This window comes from Paenibacillus sp. G34, from assembly GCF_056856875.1.
This window is the reverse complement of record NZ_CM166469.1, coordinates 4,624,172-4,641,749: the sequence shown is the minus strand read 5'-3', so window position 1 is coordinate 4,641,749 and position 17,578 is coordinate 4,624,172. Positions and strand designations below refer to the sequence as shown.

General features: G+C 44.8%; 16 protein-coding genes. 13 read left to right on the top strand and 3 right to left on the bottom strand.

Annotated features, from left to right (window positions below; all coding sequences use genetic code 11):
- The first annotated feature begins 85 nt into the window (after window positions 1-85).
- Entirely contained in the window at window positions 86-1,990 is a 1,905-nt protein-coding gene (locus AC1VYS_RS21095; protein WP_482911327.1) for a beta-glucoside-specific PTS transporter subunit IIABC, read from the top strand.
- A gap of 158 nt (window positions 1,991-2,148) precedes the next feature.
- Here AC1VYS_RS21095 and AC1VYS_RS21090 read toward each other — a convergent pair whose 3' ends face one another.
- A complete protein-coding gene (locus AC1VYS_RS21090; RefSeq protein WP_482911326.1) occupies window positions 2,149-2,526 on the bottom strand; it encodes a PilZ domain-containing protein in 378 nt (125 codons plus the stop codon).
- A gap of 135 nt (window positions 2,527-2,661) precedes the next feature.
- On the opposite strand from AC1VYS_RS21090, the gene AC1VYS_RS21085 reads away from it, so the two are divergent.
- From AC1VYS_RS21085 to AC1VYS_RS21035, 11 genes are all read left to right on the top strand, one after another.
- Window positions 2,662-3,141, top strand: a complete 480-nt coding sequence (locus tag AC1VYS_RS21085; RefSeq protein ID WP_482934409.1) for a DUF6386 family protein — start codon at window positions 2,662-2,664, stop codon at window positions 3,139-3,141.
- A gap of 134 nt (window positions 3,142-3,275) precedes the next feature.
- The gene (locus AC1VYS_RS21080; RefSeq protein WP_482911324.1) at window positions 3,276-3,968 is read left to right on the top strand and encodes a hypothetical protein; all 693 of its coding nucleotides are present in this window, start codon (window positions 3,276-3,278) and stop codon (window positions 3,966-3,968) included.
- A 22-nt stretch (window positions 3,969-3,990) separates the two neighbouring features.
- Window positions 3,991-4,317, top strand: coding sequence for a hypothetical protein (locus AC1VYS_RS21075; protein WP_482911323.1), 327 nt, complete (start codon window positions 3,991-3,993; stop codon window positions 4,315-4,317).
- A 36-nt stretch (window positions 4,318-4,353) separates the two neighbouring features.
- On the top strand, window positions 4,354-4,761 hold the full coding sequence (locus AC1VYS_RS21070; protein WP_482911322.1) for a hypothetical protein: 408 nt from the start codon (window positions 4,354-4,356) through the stop codon (window positions 4,759-4,761).
- A gap of 144 nt (window positions 4,762-4,905) precedes the next feature.
- Window positions 4,906-5,454, top strand: coding sequence for a sigma-70 family RNA polymerase sigma factor (locus AC1VYS_RS21065; RefSeq protein WP_482911321.1), 549 nt, complete (start codon window positions 4,906-4,908; stop codon window positions 5,452-5,454).
- Window positions 5,444-6,622, top strand: a complete 1,179-nt coding sequence (locus AC1VYS_RS21060) for a DUF4179 domain-containing protein (protein WP_482911320.1) — start codon at window positions 5,444-5,446, stop codon at window positions 6,620-6,622. The genes AC1VYS_RS21065 and AC1VYS_RS21060 overlap by 11 nt, the downstream gene beginning before the upstream one ends.
- A 197-nt stretch (window positions 6,623-6,819) precedes the next feature.
- Complete coding sequence (locus tag AC1VYS_RS21055; RefSeq protein WP_482911319.1) at window positions 6,820-7,863, top strand: pectate lyase family protein; 1,044 nt, start codon at window positions 6,820-6,822, stop codon at window positions 7,861-7,863.
- 331 nt (window positions 7,864-8,194) lie between these two features.
- Window positions 8,195-9,655 carry a methyl-accepting chemotaxis protein gene (locus AC1VYS_RS21050; protein WP_482911318.1) on the top strand — a complete coding sequence of 487 codons (1,461 nt, stop codon included), beginning with the start codon at window positions 8,195-8,197 and terminating at the stop codon, window positions 9,653-9,655.
- A gap of 294 nt (window positions 9,656-9,949) precedes the next feature.
- Window positions 9,950-10,654 carry a DUF4274 domain-containing protein gene (locus AC1VYS_RS21045; protein ID WP_482911317.1) on the top strand — a complete coding sequence of 235 codons (705 nt, stop codon included), beginning with the start codon at window positions 9,950-9,952 and terminating at the stop codon, window positions 10,652-10,654.
- Window positions 10,655-10,747: 93 nt separating this feature from the next.
- On the top strand, window positions 10,748-11,122 hold the full coding sequence (locus AC1VYS_RS21040; protein WP_482934408.1) for a hypothetical protein: 375 nt from the start codon (window positions 10,748-10,750) through the stop codon (window positions 11,120-11,122).
- A 40-nt stretch (window positions 11,123-11,162) separates the two neighbouring features.
- Entirely contained in the window at window positions 11,163-12,389 is a 1,227-nt protein-coding gene (locus AC1VYS_RS21035; RefSeq protein ID WP_482911315.1) for a GNAT family N-acetyltransferase, read from the top strand.
- Window positions 12,390-12,398: 9 nt separating this feature from the next.
- Here the strand turns inward: AC1VYS_RS21035 and AC1VYS_RS21030 are convergent, their stop codons facing one another.
- Window positions 12,399-12,773 (bottom strand): VOC family protein, encoded by a 375-nt coding sequence (locus tag AC1VYS_RS21030; RefSeq protein WP_482911314.1) that lies wholly within the window; start codon window positions 12,771-12,773, stop codon window positions 12,399-12,401.
- A gap of 156 nt (window positions 12,774-12,929) precedes the next feature.
- Between AC1VYS_RS21030 and AC1VYS_RS21025 the strand changes: the two genes are divergently transcribed.
- Window positions 12,930-15,617 (top strand): endo-1,4-beta-xylanase, encoded by a 2,688-nt coding sequence (locus tag AC1VYS_RS21025; RefSeq protein ID WP_482911313.1) that lies wholly within the window; start codon window positions 12,930-12,932, stop codon window positions 15,615-15,617.
- A 139-nt stretch (window positions 15,618-15,756) separates the two neighbouring features.
- Here AC1VYS_RS21025 and AC1VYS_RS21020 read toward each other — a convergent pair whose 3' ends face one another.
- Window positions 15,757-17,409, bottom strand: coding sequence for an alkaline phosphatase (locus tag AC1VYS_RS21020; RefSeq protein WP_482911312.1), 1,653 nt, complete (start codon window positions 17,407-17,409; stop codon window positions 15,757-15,759).
- Between the last annotated feature and the right edge of the window lie 169 nt (window positions 17,410-17,578).

The following is a 17,578-nucleotide window of genomic DNA, read 5'->3' as shown; positions in this document are numbered from 1 at the left end:
AAACATGATAAGCTAATCTGCTTTGTCATGATTCGGTGTTTAGGTTTTTTTAAACCTTCAATACACATAAAAGGAGCAAAACACAATGGATAAACAACAATTGTCCAAAGATATTCTGAAGCTTGTTGGTGGCGAAGAAAACATTGATCAAGTGACCCACTGTATGACAAGACTCAGATTTAACTTGAATGACAACAAAAAAGCGGATAAAGAAACATTAAAAAATACACCTGGAGTTATGGGTGTTATGGAGAATGGCGGACAGTTCCAGGTGATCATCGGTAACGATGTACCGAAGGTATACAATGCGTTGGTAGGCAACATGTCCAAAGGTGCAAATGCTGGATCTTCTGCGGCTTCTACAGGCCCGAAACAAAAGAGAAATCCGATCAGTGCTCTGTTTGACTTCATCTCAGGCGTATTTACTCCAATCCTCCCGGCGATTACCGGTGCTGGTATGATTAAAGGGATCGTAGCGATCCTCGTGGCGTTTAGCTGGTTGTCAGAGAAAAGTTCAACTTATATCATCTTATCTGCTATTGGTGATGGTGCCTTCTACTTCTTGCCAATCATCCTCGCCATCAGTGCTGCGAAGAAATTGGGAAGCAATATGTATATCGGTGCAGCACTTGCAGCCGGGATTATGCACCCAACCATCACAGCTTTATTGGGGGCAGGTAACACATCGTTTGCGGGGATTAAAGTCGTCGCGGCAACCTATTCTTCAACGGTTATTCCAATTGTTATTGCGATCTGGATTGCTTCTTATGTGGAAAAAGCGGTTGACCGCATTACCCATTCATCGGTAAAACTCATCGTCGTACCAACGGTCACATTGTTGATCATGGTTCCACTTACATTGATTGCGATTGGACCACTGGGTTCCATTATCGGTAATGGTATGTCTGGCGGTATTGCTTGGTTGTTCGATAATGTGTCCATCCTTGCAAGTATTCTGATTGGTGGTACAATGTCATTGTTAATCATCACAGGTATGCACTATGCCTTGTTGCCAATCATTGTAGGTTCTATGACACAATTTGATTATGACTTTATTATTCCTTTGATGCTTGCAGCAAACTGGGCTCAAGCAGGTGGAGCCCTTGGTGTAGGACTTCGTTCCAAAAATGGACAAACAAAATCACTGGCTTATTCCACAAGTCTGACAGCATTTATGGGGATTACGGAACCAGCGATGTATGGTGTTAATATGAGATATAAAAAACCGTTTATTGCTGCGCTCATCGGTGGGGCAATTGGCGGTGGCTTTATGGGTATTGTTAAGGTAAAAGCATTTGTACTAACAGGCCTTGTAGGTTTGCCAGGACTTGCAGCATTTATCAGTCCGTCCATCAGTACATTGATTTATGGTATACTGGGTGGTTTCATTGCGATTGCTTCTGCAGCGATAATTACGTACATCTTGGGATTCCAGGAAAATAATGCGCCACAAGCAGCTGCAACTTCAGCTTCTACAGAAACTACAGAGCCAGCAACAACGACAGATTCTGTTGTAACGGAAGAAACACAAGCACAAGATGAGCAAGTCTTCAGTCCGATTACGGGTGAAGTGAAACCGCTTAGTGAAGTTCCTGACCCTGCGTTTTCTGAAGAAATTATGGGTAAAGGTTTTGCAATTCAACCGACAGAAGGCCGTGTTGTTTCTCCAATCAACGGAACGGTATTCTCATTATCGAAGAGCGGACATGCCATTGGTCTCGTAAGTGATACAGGTGCGGAAATGCTGATTCACATCGGGATTGATACGGTGAAGTTGAAAGGCCAATTCTTCTCTCCTAAAGTTCAGGCAGGCACCAAAGTTTCAGTGGGTGATGTCTTGATGGAATTCGACCGGGAAGAGATTGAAAAAGCGGGTTATACAACGATTACACCAGTAATCATTACGAATATGCATCAATATGCTTCTATTGAGTCTGCTGGTCGTACAACCGTTAAGGAACAAGAACTGTTGTTCACGGCAAAAGCATAATCAATATAACAAAACAAAGCAGCTGTTTCCTGGAAAGTACCAGTGGGAACAGCTGCTTCTTTTATTACTTATAATGAAGATGTACCTATTTTTTATGTACATTTTACGATGCCTGTAACAATCTGAATTAAATTCTTCTGAGCAAATAACATGAAGCATTATTTGACGATAATTTTGCCTTGTCCTGCGAGCATGCGCATTTCCCTGGACAGGCGATCCTGATCTTCAACTGCGACTTCAAGTTGCACACCGTAACGCCATACCGTGTTGTGTTCCATCCTCCAGCGAAGTGTGCCTTCAATATATAATAAATCTTCGAACAGCTTCAAGTTGATGCCGATGCGAATATCGTTATGTTCTACAGGGAGGGACAGTGGAAAAGCAAGCTGACAGCCCGAACGACTGATATCACGTAATTCGGCCTGAATAGGCTTGGAAAAACCGTCCATGCCATTAATGCTCAGGATATAGATTTCGAAATGCATAGGTTCTTTCAGAGTATAACGAAAAGGTTCTTTCCTATTATTAATTGGCATAGCTTCCTCCATCAAGTTCAAAAAAATTCCGTTATGGATATATCGTCAATTGTTAATCAGAAATGAAGAGTAACGTTACAGAGATGGTTCGGGAGTTCGATTTTATGTGTGGTACGAGCTTGTTATAATAAAAAAATGAAGGAGAGGATGAGCTTGCAAGGAACATTTCAAATGGATACAGATACAGCTACGTTATGTTGTTATGATCTGGCGTCACTGGAGCATCGTCTTCAGGATACAGCCGATTGGTGGTCGATCCCGGATGATGAATTGGAGGAGGTCAACGCAGGTCACTGTCTGTTTCTGAATCTGGGGGAGGATGGAACGTATGAAGTACATTGGAAGGTGCAAGACCATCATTTGGAATTGGGCCGTGAAACAGAGCAAGGGAAGACATATTATTTGCAAGTACCTTCGGGCAAGGTTTACTTAGGGGCAGCAGATGATGTCAGTGGCGGTGAACTGGAGCCGGATGAGTCATCCCAAGGAATCTTCTTACAACTAAACGCTGGAAATTATGCTTGCACTGTGTTTAAAAAGGAAAATCAGATATCGGTTACGATCCAACCTAGTGACCAAGGGGAGAACAGGTTACAGGATTTGATCCGAATATAACATGGTCCTGCATGAATTAATTAAATTACATACCTATATAAGTTGAACTATTCTTTTACACTTTATCGGAGTGTTTGGTTTGAAATCTGTAGTTCAATTTATATAGATCTAAGTCATTTTTAGGAGAGGTGTATATGCAGCATTGGATGGGTACGCCAATCATGGACGTATCTGTTTTACACCAGCGGATAAGGTCACTGGCGGCACTTGATATCATTCTGTCTGAGGAAACATGGCTCCGCGTCCATCGTTATCACCATAACATTCTTCAGCCAGATACAGCGTGGGGAAGTGTGTATAACGGGGCAGGTGATCATCTGCATGTACTGTTTACGAATATGGGCACGTTACTAAAAGGGTTTGATCATGAATCCCGGCTCAGTCCGCATAATCGTGATGATGGTGAAATTTACCCAGGGATGTATGACGAGGTGCCAAAGGAGCTCATGCGTATTTTGAGTCAACAAGAGGAAGTGCTGGAGATGGAGGATGTGACCTTCTGTATGTGGCAGGAAGGTCACAGTCTGGGATGGAAGGCAGGCAGATGGATTGAACTTGCGATGACTCAGGAAGACGAATCGGATGCTGAGGGTGGAGTAGCATTTCTGCTCGGTTATATCGAGTACACACCGGAATCATACATCGATTGGGCGGAAGGGTACTACGATATGCAGGCTATGTCTTTGACGGCTGTAACCCAAATATATAACGATACACCGATTAGTGCTGACCTGATTCGAAGATTAAATCCGGAGCGTGACGTGTCGTCTGCCTTGGATGAACTACAGCAATCTGGATACGCAGTGCAGCGAGGCGGAGCGGAATAGGCAACGTTTGAGGAGGAATCTCATGGGTTGGGAGTATGGAATCAGAACGAAAGAACCTGTCATGTTACCTGTGATCATTCAGCGACTGGCAGCTTCACTTACTTACAACAGGATGTACAGTCTGAAGCAACACGCCGATGGTTTTAGTCTTTTGCGTGACGATGCATCCTGGCCAAGCGCTTTGGAGGTCGGAGTGGAGGAGGCCAGTGGGGTGGATGAAGTAGCGGATGGTGAACGATATATCTATTGTCTGTTTCATATCTGGGGTGAGCAAGGACGAGCCTGGAAGGAGCAGATGGAGGGTGTGACGAATCAGTATCCAGGAGTATTTAAATGGTTTGAATTGTGATTACAAAGATGTTGAACGGGCGAAGGAGTGAACGTTGTGGCGAGAAGATCAAAAAGTAAAGTTCCGGTGCTCCTTTATCGGTACGAAGGCCCGGAAAGGAACATTGGGTTTACCTTATCTCCTCTATACCTGAATGAAGAAGATGTGCATGAGATAAGGCAAGAAGATATGCTGTTTATCTATGATGAGGATTTCAAGCATATTCGTCCAGCAATTAATCGTGCTTTTCCTTTAACGGACCCGCAAAGTGGAGAAGAGCTACAGACGTTTGATCCCTGCTGGGATAATCCGATGGTGAAAGAGGTATGGGTGGGGATTTTGTCCGAGTTGGAGCAGGTGAAAGGTGTTGAACCGGAACTGCGGGTGTTCCTAGATTCGTTGACAACCTGGATTCAGAACGTGCTGGTGTCAGCTGACGGAATTGAAATTACGGGCAATCTGTAAGTAGATGTAATTCGATTACGAGTGCAGGAATAGTAGCTCCTATCTATGGATGGGGAGCTTTTTTTATTCAAAAAATAATGAAAACGGTTTGGGCGTTTCATCCGTCTTATACCAGAGAGAGAGAGAGAGAAGGAGGGGAACAGGATGGATAGCGAGACAGGGATGAAACAGATGAACTGGATACATGTGCACGATGAATCTTTGTTTGTTAATTCCGTTATGGAGCACCAGGATACATTGTTATCCATAGCTTATAGCTATTTGCGCAATCGGCAGGACGCGCTGGAAGCAATACAAGAGATGACCTGCAGGGCCTGGATTAAACGTCGTACGCTAAAAAATGAGAAGGCATTTAAATCATGGATTATTCGAATTTTGATTTATGTCTGTATTGACGAACGGCGCCGCCGCAAGCGAACTATACTTCAGCCGGATGAGAGCATGGAGAAGAATATCCCGGCTTCGTGGATGATTAGTGCCCGAGATAATCGTATAGCCATGCAGTCTCTTTTGCTGAAAATAAAACCGAAGTATCGGCATGTATTGTTGCTCAAGTACTACAACGATATGACACTTACAGATATTGCTTCAATCTTTGGCAAACCCGAAGGCACAATTAAGACATGGCAGCATAAGGGTCTTGAGCAATTACGGAAGCTGATGAAGAATAGGAGGGATTGGCATGACCACTAGCCCGGAGGAAAAAGCATTGCTGGCAGATGCATATGAGGTTAACAAACAGCGTAGAGAATTAGATTCGGCCAATACGGCTGCTGCCATACAACGCGGCTTGGCGGAAGCCAGAACGAGTAGATCGAGTAAAAGAAGACGAGGACAATGGATCGCGGTGTTATGCGCTGTATCACTTGCTGTGGCGGGTATTTTGTTCGCATCACTTGGAGACCTCGGGCAGCAACGGTTAACCTCTTCCGAACCTGAAGTTCATTGGGGGGGATTGGAGCCTTTTCGTGGATTGCTGCGCACAGATCAGGAGAGTGCTACCCTTACCTCAGCTCTTAACCATAATTATGTTCAACGTGTTGATCAGACGGTGACGATGGGAAAATACACGTTTACGCTGGATGCGTTGATGGCGGATGAGAATCGAGTTATCCTCTTATACTCAGCCAGGACGGATACACCGAGTGGTGTATATTCCTTGGCGAACACGAAATTGACGGATGCTTCGACAGGACATGTGATTGATAACGGCAGCATTAGCAGCATTCATTTCTCAGATCAGAATAATGTCCTCCGAGGTCGTACCACGTTTGACCGAAGTCGCAGCACGGCGCTTCCGGAAAAATTAAATTTTGAATTTCAGCTTTCCTCTGTCGTTCCTGATCGCCTCGATGATGAAAAGGGCAAGGAAAATGGAATAGAACGGGAGAAGCAGAGGGAGAATTCGCAGGAACGTAAGTACGAATTTTCTAAAAAAATGAATGTTATGGTTGCATTAGACCCTAAATTTTCTATTCCTAAAACGGAGATTATTCCTGTGAATCAAACGTTCAAGTTCGGGGAGTACGAAGTGTTGATATCGGACGTGGAAATTTCGCCGCTGGTAACACAGGTAAGGCTCGATTATGATCCCAAAGAGCAGCTTGACTATGAGAAGGAATCGTTCATTAGTGATATTATTCAGCCGTTTGAGATCGTGACAACCTCCAAAAAAGGGGAGAAGACAACCTTATCCCGAAGCGGAGCCCGTGGAACAGGCAATGGCATGACGTATTCGTTCGCCAGTAATTTTCTTGATGAACCCCAATCGATCGTATTAAAGTTGCAAGGAAAACCTGGTAAGGTTTATCGAAATGTACAAGATGTTGCGAAAGATCGATTTGAAATCAAAATTAAATAGATGCTTCAGGATAGATGAGATGAGTTCATGAGTTAGGCGTGACATGGTCTCATCTTTCTTTTTTTTCACGATATCTGACCTGCTGTTGCAAAAAAGATAAAATAATTGTCTTTTTGCAATAATGGTATTGTCACAATGCAGGTTACAAGCTATAATCGAGTTGTTTGAAGGGACAAATTACAAAGGATGGTGATATTTTGAAGAAGTTTTCATTATTTTCACTCGCAGTCACTTTATTGTTGTTAACGGTTTCAACAGCCCCTGCTACATATGGTGCAGCTAACTTTCCCAACACGGGCACAAATGGTTTGACTGGTTTTGCTGGTAATGCGAAGAATGAGAACGGTGTATCCAAGGCGGCGACAACGGGAGGCAAGAACGGTCAGGTCGTGTATGTCAGTAATCTGAATGATCTGAGAACACATATGGCAGGCTCTACATCCAAGATTGTCGTTGTTGAACAGAATATTTCTTCATCCAGCTTGCAAAAAGTTGAATTTGGTTCCAACAAAACATTGGTAGGTTCTTTTGACAGACATACGTTAACGAACATTCACTTCAGATCCACTTCGGGATCAAGCAATGTGATCTTTCAAAATCTGACGTTTAATCACTCTGCGAACATTAATGCGAACGATGATATCCAGATGTACATTACTTCCGGCTCCAACTATTGGATCGACCATGTTACATTCTCGGGCCACAACTACAGTTCTGGCGGCAGTGATCTGGATAAGCTTCTGTATATCGGTGACCGCGCAGACTATATCACGATCAGTAACTCCAAATTTGCGAATCACAAATATGGCATTATTCTAGGACACCCGAATGACGGCAACAGCAGCTATAACGGTGTGCCTCATGTGACGATGTCCAATAACTACTTTGAAAACTTGTATGTACGTGGTCCTGGACTCATGCGTTATGGTTTCTTCCACATCAAAAACAATTATGCTAACAACTTTAACCAGGCGATTACGATCGGAGAAAAAGCGCGTATTTATTCGGAAAACAATTACTTTGGCGCAGGGGCTGAAAAAGGCGGCATTCTGGACGACAAAGGTAAAGGAGAATTTACGGATAAAGGTAGCACACCTGCTCTGAACAGCCCGATTTCTCCAAAAACCAACTGGAGACCAAGCAATAACTACAGCTATCAGGTTGAAAGCGCGGCATATGCACGTGAGTTTGTTACGAAATATGCCGGATCATCGAATACAACACTGGTATTTGGCAAGTAACAGCCGGAAGGTATATGAGATCCTATACTTTATAAAAGATGGAGTAAAGAGTCTGTTATATGCGTGCCTACGCATGAGCAGGCTCTTTGTTTTGGAACCACTAATCAGATGAGCATATATTAAGATATATTTATTAAGACATATTAATTTTAGACATAAATTGCCGATATACATAAAGTGGCACTGACTGCACGTTTATGAAGTTAATATGTACTATGCTAAAGGCGCAGGGGTTACAGAACTACGTATAAGCAGGACTATGGACTAACAATAAACTTACAGTGACCTACATATGTTAATTTTTTTAACTTACATAAAGGACGGGGTAAGCATGAATCGTATCGATGAGATCACTTGGCAGAGAAACAAACTAGTAAGTTACATGATGTGGGCCATAACGGCCATCAGCGCGGGGATCACGATTATTGTTCCCGATCTATGGCTGTCCACGCTACTCTCCATTGTAGTTACTTTAGCAGTTACCGTATGCAATTTTATGAAAAAAGGTATACATATCATTCCATGGTTTGTGACCGTAGCGGTGATCGCCAGTGGAATTTACGTAAGTCGTGACGCGATGAATGCCGTGCAAGGCATTCTTATTGTTTCACCGCTGCTCCTGTATCCGAATAGTAAGCACTATAATATTGCCTTTTCGGTTATGCTTGCCTTTTTCACGGTTCAACTTGTTGTTGTGTCATCGGCGAGCATAGAGTTGCTCTTTGCTGACTTGATTAATTTTAGTATGTATATCGTAACCGGAATTATCATGATCACCGTGTCAAGGGTGAACAAACGATTGTTCATGGATAGTGAAGCACGGGGAGCGCAGGTAGAAGAGTCACACACTCGTGTGGAAATCATGTTGGAACGGGTAAAAGAAGCTGTTGTAGGGCTGTCACGCTATACAGAGCAATTGAAACAAAAAGTGGAAGAGACTGGAGCCATCACCAACGAAGTTACGGTTGGATTCAGTGAAGTTGCAAGAGGGGTCGAGTTTCAGGCGACCAGTATTGCTGAAATCTCCGAATCGTTATCTCAGTCTGACCGTCATATTAAGGACGTAGCGTCTTATTCCGAGCAGATGAAAGAGCTGTCCGCAAGCATGGCCTCAAGTACACAGACGGGTAGTGCGCAGATGGGTCACCTGAACGAACAGATGCATGAATTGTACAAGACAATAAATACGACTGCTGATGATATGAAGAAATTCAATGATCAGAGTGAATCGATGACGTTAATGCTGAACAGTATCTCCGATATCGCCACTCAAACCAACCTGCTTGCGCTGAATGCAGCTATTGAAGCAGCACGGGCAGGTGAGCATGGACGCGGATTTGCTGTCGTTTCGGAGGAAGTCCGCAAGCTGGCTGAAAGCTCAGGCCAATCGGCGAGTGAGATTACCTCGATCCTCACCAGTCTGAGAACACAGACGCAAGCATTGACAAGCCGATTTGAAGGGGTTCGTCAGTTGCTGCAAGTTGGGGCAGAAAGTGTTCTGACAACGGAACGGGTATTCCAGTCCATTAATACCAATTCACAGAATGTGTTGACCCAGGCTACAGAAATTGAAACAAGTTCAGCAACGATGAAGGAATCCTCGACTCGGGTGGTTAATGAGGTATCCGAAATTTCCAGTGTGACTGAGCAATCCAGTGCTGCAACGGAAGAGATTCTGGCGAGTATGGAAGAACAGCGCAATCTGACGCAAAATATGGTGGCAAGCTTTACCGAACTGGAGAAGCTTATTGTTAATTTGAGTGGTCTGGTATCGGATCAGCATACTGCCTGAGCAGACTGAATCCTAGGTAGATGTTATACCTACTACATTGATAGTTTAGACTGGGGCTATCTGCTTAGCTTTAAGTCATGATTTTCTCTCCCTAGGCATGTATAACCTATCAGATTGATTTTATTCCAAGTAGGCCCGTCCGTGCATAATTATGCGCTGTACGGGCCTTTTTGACGTTCATAGGTCCCTTGTAGCTCTACATTTTTTTAGATAGAGTAGAGGTATAGAAGATGACGGTGAAACGCCTCTGGAGTTTGGGGCCGCGGGCCGAAATAGAAAAGTAGTCAAGGAGAGATGATCTTGAATTGGAAAGATATTAGTAAAATCAAAGATGTAGAACACCTATGTGAAGTTATTACTTCATCCTCATTGGATGTCAATGAACGGGATGAGCGTGGACGAACACCGCTTATGATTTTTTTGACCAATCGTACCCCGCTTGAAGGCATTCGCTGTTTGCTCAAAGCCGGGCCGGATCTGGAAGCAGAAGATAAACTGGGAGATACTGCTTTGAAAAAAGCGGTAAGGTTCAAGCAGCCCCAAGCGATCAGTCTATTACTTGAACATGGTGCAAAACTCGATTCCCCGAAGGGTATCATGGCAACAGCCTGGAACCTGGCAAGAGAACAGAATCCGAGCATTGCCGATATGCTGTTGGATACACCTGGAGCCATACGTTTAAAATTGACAGATGAAGAGCAGCAGATTGTTGATGATATTATTTACGAGGAGTCTTCCGTTGCAGCCTGTGAGAAAGTTCGGATATTGGATTCAGAAGTGTTGGTACATGCAGTGGTGACAAGTTTTAATTGGGATGATAGTCCCGAACCGATGGTTGCAGCAGCTGAGCATCCGAAATGTGCCGAGATTACAAGGCTGGATATGGTTGAATTGATGGAGGCCGAGTACTGGCTGGAGATGGATCTGGAAGAAGTGAACAGCAGAGTAGATGGGCCTAAGTATCGACACCTCGCAGCATATTTGACTAGAAAGGACTGATTCGGAATAGTGCATGACTCCTTCCATGAGCAGAACAAAAAGCTAGAGCAGCTGCAACAGGAATTGAAGGCGAGCAATATCGAGCATTTTTACATGATCGAGCCTGGAAAAAAGCAGTGCCAGCAGTTGGTACTGGCAGGCAGTTTTGATTTTTCATATTATCACAATGTGGAGATTACCTTCAGTGAGGTAGAGTTCATTCTGTGTCCCGGGACGATATTTAACGTGGAGTTGTTTCGGCTTGCCACAGAAGAAGAGATCACTCAGTTAAATTCCATTATGTACGGATATGAAAGGAATGGCACCGTATTTTGCCTGGAAAATGAATTCGAACAAGAGCGATTTTATATCGTTGCGAAGCAGATGACGTATCATTTCGGCATGGTATATTACTATGATCGACCGAATTTACAACCGGGAGAGCGGATTGCCGAATTCGTAACCAAATCGGAGAACATTCGTGAGTAAAGCTACTATGATATGATGCACACCATGGAGGAATCAGAGGTTGAAGAAAAATGCTGGCGAATACGGCTTGGTTAGCAATGGGCATCAGATGAAAGAGGAAGGTGTCATGGACAACGGAGGACGTGTTCAGTTATATGATCGACATTCAATTCATAGCATGGATTGGCCCGATACCGAGGATGCAAAATACGCACAGGCATATTTAGAGCCGATGATCTTGAAGGGAACAACAGAATACATGGCTAACGTAAATACCACGTTGCTCCTTGCCCGTATGGACGACCTTGTGCTGCCGATTACCGTGAATGAGGAGGAATATGATAATGCTTATGTCTGTTCCCCGTATACTCACTATGTGCGATATGCCAAGCAGGAACTTACCATGTTACAGAAGCCAATGCTGGAAAAAGGACTCTCCGTGTTGCTTAGTTTGATAGGCTGGGGCATGAAAAAATCCCGGATCAATAAGGTTGTACATGTGAACAACTGGCTGTTATCGACCAACCTGTACCCTGCCATGACTGGTGAGCAGGCAATACATATCCTGAAAGCGGTGAGGGAGCGCTATCCGCAGCATACGGTGATCTTTCGTTCTCTGGGCTCCGCACTGCACTCGAATCTTATAACAGGGCTTCAGGAAGCTGGATGCCGCTCTATACCGAGCAGGCAGATTTATCTGTATCAGGCCCATGATCCGAATTTCGGCAATGCCAAGTCGCGCTGGTTGCTTAAACGGGATCAGGCATTACTGAACAAACATGGCTATGAATTGGTTTCCGGTGAAGATATTACGGAATCAGATATCCCGCGAATTGTGGAACTGTACCGGATGTTATATCTGGAAAAGTACTCCTATGACAATCCGCAATTCAGCGAGAGTTTTATTGCTACAGCCAGAGCGAACGGAACATTAAGTCTACACGGCTTGCGTAAGGAAGGCCGCTTGGATGCAGTGATGGGTTATTTTTGCCGCAACGGGGTGATGACCACGCCACTGTTCGGCTACGATACCAACATTCCCCAATCTGTCGGTTTGTACCGCATGTTGTCCGCTTGTCTCATTGGACAAGCCCAGAACAACAGAGTGTTACTACATGAGAGTGCTGGTGCGGCCCAGTTCAAACGGAATCGTGGTGCGGAAGCAGATTTCGAATACTCTGCAGTGTATGATCGGCATCTCTCATTCCGCAGGCGGTGGTGCTGGGCATTACTAGACCGATTGTTGAACAGCATAGGCGTGCCACTGATGCGCCGCATGAAACTGTAAAATAAACTTCTATTCCAGATGCTCAGCAAGTTGCAACTCGAACCCATCCGGGTCTGCGATATAAATAAAACGCAGACGGGGGTTCGGCTGCACAGGTCCGCGCAGAATGGGAACTTGCATCTCAACCAGACGTTCCATAGCTGCCTCAAGTGACGTTACTTCGTAACCGATCGAGATGCCAGCTTCCGGCTTCAGGATCTGTTCACCGCCCTCGATTAATTCCAGCGATGTCTCGCTGGTGAGATCAAGTCCAAGCATGGCGATATGCTTCCCGCGGCTTTCGAATCTGCGCTGAACGGTAAGTCCAAGCAGATGGTGGTAGAAGTGAATGGATGCTTCCAGATTACTCACGCGTAATGTAATCCAGTTCAGTTTGGTTAACATACTTGTTCTCTCCTTTGTTTTGCTCTATGTCGGTTCATGTTTATTATACAAGAACTAAGCAGGTTTATCTGGATTTATTGAAAAAATTTACAAAAATATATATGTAAGCGTTATTTCAAAGTGTATAATACAAGTTAAATTGAGAGGAGGAATGAAATGAAGACAAAGGCGTTTAAAAAAGTGAGTTCAACCCTGCTGGCAACGATGCTTGTGATGACGACGGTTCCTTTTCAGCAGGCTGCTTTTGCACAAGAACAACAGATTGAGCAGGGAGTAAGTTCTGAGGTTGCGGCGGTTTCTGGGCAGAACCTCAAGGTGCTTCAAACCGATTTTGAGGATGGGACACTTCAAGGCTGGCTTCAGCGTGTTGGCAGCGAAAGTTTGACCGTTTCAGAGCAGGCAGCGCATCAAGGTACTCGGAGTATGCTTGTCTCGAGCCGTCAGCGCTCCTTTCATGGGCCGATGCTGAAAATGAAAGGTCTGTTGAAGCCTAATTCTACGTATAACATTTCATTCTATGTCAAACTTACGGAGAAACCAGCTTCAGATCAGACGATTCAGCTAACGGCCTACAAGAAGAATGGGGCAGAGAGTTGGAACATGCTGGACAAGGTCACGATCCCTAAAGATGACTGGCAACAATGGCATAAGGTTACGGCCACGTACCAATACAGCGATAACCCTGAGGAGCTGAATTTCTTTATTGAAACACCTTATATCTCTGATGAAACGGTAGATACCTTATCCTTTTATGTGGATGATGTAACGATTGAGGAAGCCGCACCACTCGCTATTGAGACCGATATTCCTTCCTTACAAGATCTGTACCAGACCGAGTTTCCGATTGGGGCCGCGGTGTATCGCTGGCAGCTTGAAGGAGCTTATGGTCAATTGTTAACCAAACACTTTAATAGTTTGACTGCAACGTATGAGATGAAACCGAAGTTTGTGTCTCCTTCCAACGGTGTGTATGACTTCCAAGCCTCAGATGAATATGTGGACTTTGCACAGAAAAATCAAATGGGTTTACGTGGACATGCTTTGCTTTGGCATATTGATGCAGCGGAGTGGATGTTCAAGGATGACCAGGGGAATCCTGCGAGCAGGGATTTGCTACTCAGTCGGGTCCAAAACTATGTAGATACGGTCATGAAACGGTATAAGGGCAAAATCTACGCCTGGGACGTTGTGAACGAAGCGATTGCAGATAGCAACGGGGATGCCAACGGAATGCGCAAAAGCCCGTTCTATGAGCTGATCGGTCCGGATTATGTTGAGAAAACGTTTGAGTTTGCACGCGCCGCCGACCCGGATGCGAAATTATACTATAACGAGTACTACACCGAAATTCCTGAAAAAAGAGAGCATATGTATCAACTGGTGAAAAAGTTGAAAGAAAAAGGGCTGATTGATGGTGTCGGTCTGCAATCCCACTATAATCTTGAATCTCCGCCGATTGATGAGATTGAGAAAACAATCAATCTTTTTGCGGGTCTAGGTTTGGATATCCAGATTACCGAGCTCGATGTCGATAGTGGTATTCCTTATGGCGAGAAGCTGCCACAGGATGTTGCTGTGAAGCAGGCCTATCGTTATAAAGAGCTGTTTGACCTGTATCAAAAACATAGTGATGTCATCTCATCGGTAACCTTATGGGGTCTGCAAGATGAGAAGTCGTATAACAACCAGGCGTTTTTGTTTGACTCAGCGTTGCAATCCAAACCGGCCTATTGGGGTTTAGCTGACGAATCCAGCCTGCCTGTTTTGACGCAACGTGCGGTTACATTGTCCGGGAAACCGAACACAAAGGCAGCGAAACAAGATCCTCTGTGGAACAAGGCTGTTTCGACAGCATTGAAAGGCAATGCAGGTTCAGCTTCTTTCCGTACACTATGGGATAAGAATAACCTTTATGTTCTGGTTGATGTGAAGGATACAACGAAACATTCGAAGGACAAGGTGGAGCTGTTTGTGGATTTAAATAATGGCAAAACCCCCGTATACGAGGCGGACGACCAGCATATCACGATAAGTCGTGCAGGCAAAGTGACTGGAGCGAAGAACTATCGCGTTCGTGAAGCGGCAGGCGGGTATCAGGTTGAATTATCCATACCATTGACTAATGCAACAGGTTCGCTTGCACGTGAAATTGGACTGGATGTTCGGGTGACGGATGGCGGAACGAGTGAAGCAGAAGGGCAGCATGTCTTGTACTGGAATGACCGTACATTATCGCAAGAGAAGGATACGAGCAAATTCGGCGTCATCCAGCTGGCGAGTATGCCTAAATCCGCCAAAGCACTGCAAGGAACCGTAACGATTGATGGAGAAAAGGATGCAAAATGGAATAAGGTTACGCCATTCCATATTACACCACTGAATCAGAGCGGAGGAGCATCCGCTGAGGCCCGTGCGATGTGGTCTGGTCAGGATTTATATCTGTTTATTGATGTCACTGATCCACAAATTATAACCAACGCTACTGATCCATGGGATCAGGATTCCGTTGAGATTTTCTTGGATGAGAACCATCAACGTACCCCTTTCTATCAATATGATGACGCCCAGTTCAGAATCAGTGCAGATAACGTTGCTACGTTTGCAGGCAGTGCCTCTTCAGGACGACTCCAAAGTGCCGTGAAGAAAACGTCCAAAGGATATCAAGTGGAGGCAAAAATCAGATTACAGTCCCTCATTCCGAAGGAAGGTCAAGTCATGGGATTTGAACTTCAAATTAATGATAATCAAGGAAATAACAACAAGAGCACAGCGAAATGGAATGATCTCACCAATGATAGCTGGAAGAACACTTCCCAGTATGGCATTCTGACATTTTCAAAATAAACCGATAGGGTGACCGTGGAAGAATAAGTAAGAGAGTCGCATATTCATTCAATCATTTATTAATCATCAGAACAAACCCCCAACCCTGACAAGTTTGTCTCGTCAGTGTTCGGGGGTTTGTTTATTCGCTATGCCGCTTTTATTGGATCAGATCCACAGCACCTTGCGGTACAAAAGCATCCACGCCGTTATACACAATTACGCCTTCAAGTTCTGTCTTTTTACCGTTTACAAGAGCAACATTTTTGTAGATTTGCAATTCAAGCTTGGTGTTGCCTTTCGTTACGAGAATCTTCGGATTTTTTACATCCGTCAGATCCAGTTTGGTTGTGGCACCTTTGGCTGTAAACGCCTGTTTGGCAGGTACGAACAGTTGCCTGCTTACACTGTCCAGATCCAGATTGAGGACACGTGCCATGTATTTGGCTACATCTGTATTATCAATGACACCGAATGGACGATCATTGTTAGGGGCATATGTGTATAGGACTACGTCTCCACCGGTGTGTCCGCCTGTTGTCCAGCCGATACCCGCACGTTTGCTGATCATTGGGCCTACGACATAGTTCAGGCTGCCTGGCTCGGCGGCTTTAATTGCAGCAACCTCTTCGGAAGTCAGATCGGAAATGCCGTAGTATTGTTTCATGACTGCTTTGATGTTGGTGCGTTTCGCATCCAGTTTCGCTTCTACACCTTCACCTGTCAATTTAGCCTTTTTCAAAGGTCCGATAAAAGTAGACAACGGCTCTTTGTCATACGTGCCTGTTGTAGATGCATTACCAATCGTAAGTCCACCATTTTGATGGTCAGATACGGCTACAACAGCAGTTTTCCCATCGGCTTTGGCGAAGTCCATCGCTACTTTTACCGCATCATCAAAAGCAAGCACATCGCTGATAATCCCAATTGGATCATTGGCATGAGCAGCCCAGTCTACCTTGCTGCCTTCGACCATCAGGAAGAAGCCGTCCTCGTTTTTGGAGAGAACTTCAATCGCTTTGGATGTCATCTGCGCCAGACTTGGCTGCTTGGCAGGATCACGATCCATGTTGTATGACATGCCTGCTGGAGAGAACATGCCCCACAGTTTATTCGAAGTAGATGCTTGCATCGCCGCAGGTGTAGTTACATAATCGTAGCCGAGTGCTTTGATGGAGGCAACGAGATTGTTACCATCTTTACGTCCAGCTGGTTCCAGATACTTACTGCCGCCGCCCAATACAACATCGATGCCATTGAAGACTTGTTGTTTGCTGAGTGCGTCGTAGTTCTTACGATCAGGGTAATGTGCCGAGAAGTCTGCTGGTGTTGCATGCATAATTTCGGATGTAGCTACAATCCCCGTTGCTTTACCCGCAAGTTTGGAAGCTTCCAATACGGAAGCAACAGGTTTTCTTTCGTCTCCTTTTGCAATCGGTTTTTGTCCAGGCATGGTGGCCTTGTCCGGCAATACACCGACAAAACCGGTATGAGATTTATGTCCTGTGGCAAAGGCTGTTCCTGCAGGAGCCGAGTCCGCAATCGGCGCATCCGCGGAGTGTGTACGCACCATACCGCTTGCCATGGAATCAATGGTCAGGGAGGAACCTTTATACCAACGAGCCAGTGCAGTAGCGTCATTAGCCATACCGTCAGGAATAAGAATGATTACATTTTTGATGGGTGAAGCAGAAGTTGTTGAAGTACTGTCTTCCATAGCCCAAGCTGCACTACTGCCTCCCAGCGTAGCCGTAACAATGGTGGTGACCGCGAGCATCATTTTGGCTGCACGAGCATTAAAGCGATTTAACATGAACATCCTCCTAATAAATATGTATAGTTTATCCAGAACCCAGTGTATAGGGCAATTGCTAATGGAACATCAGCTTTAGGTTAATTAATTGTAAAAATTACGATTATAAGTCAAAGCTTACATAATAGACGAACTGGACAAAACGATAAGCACTCTTGTATGGTAAGGA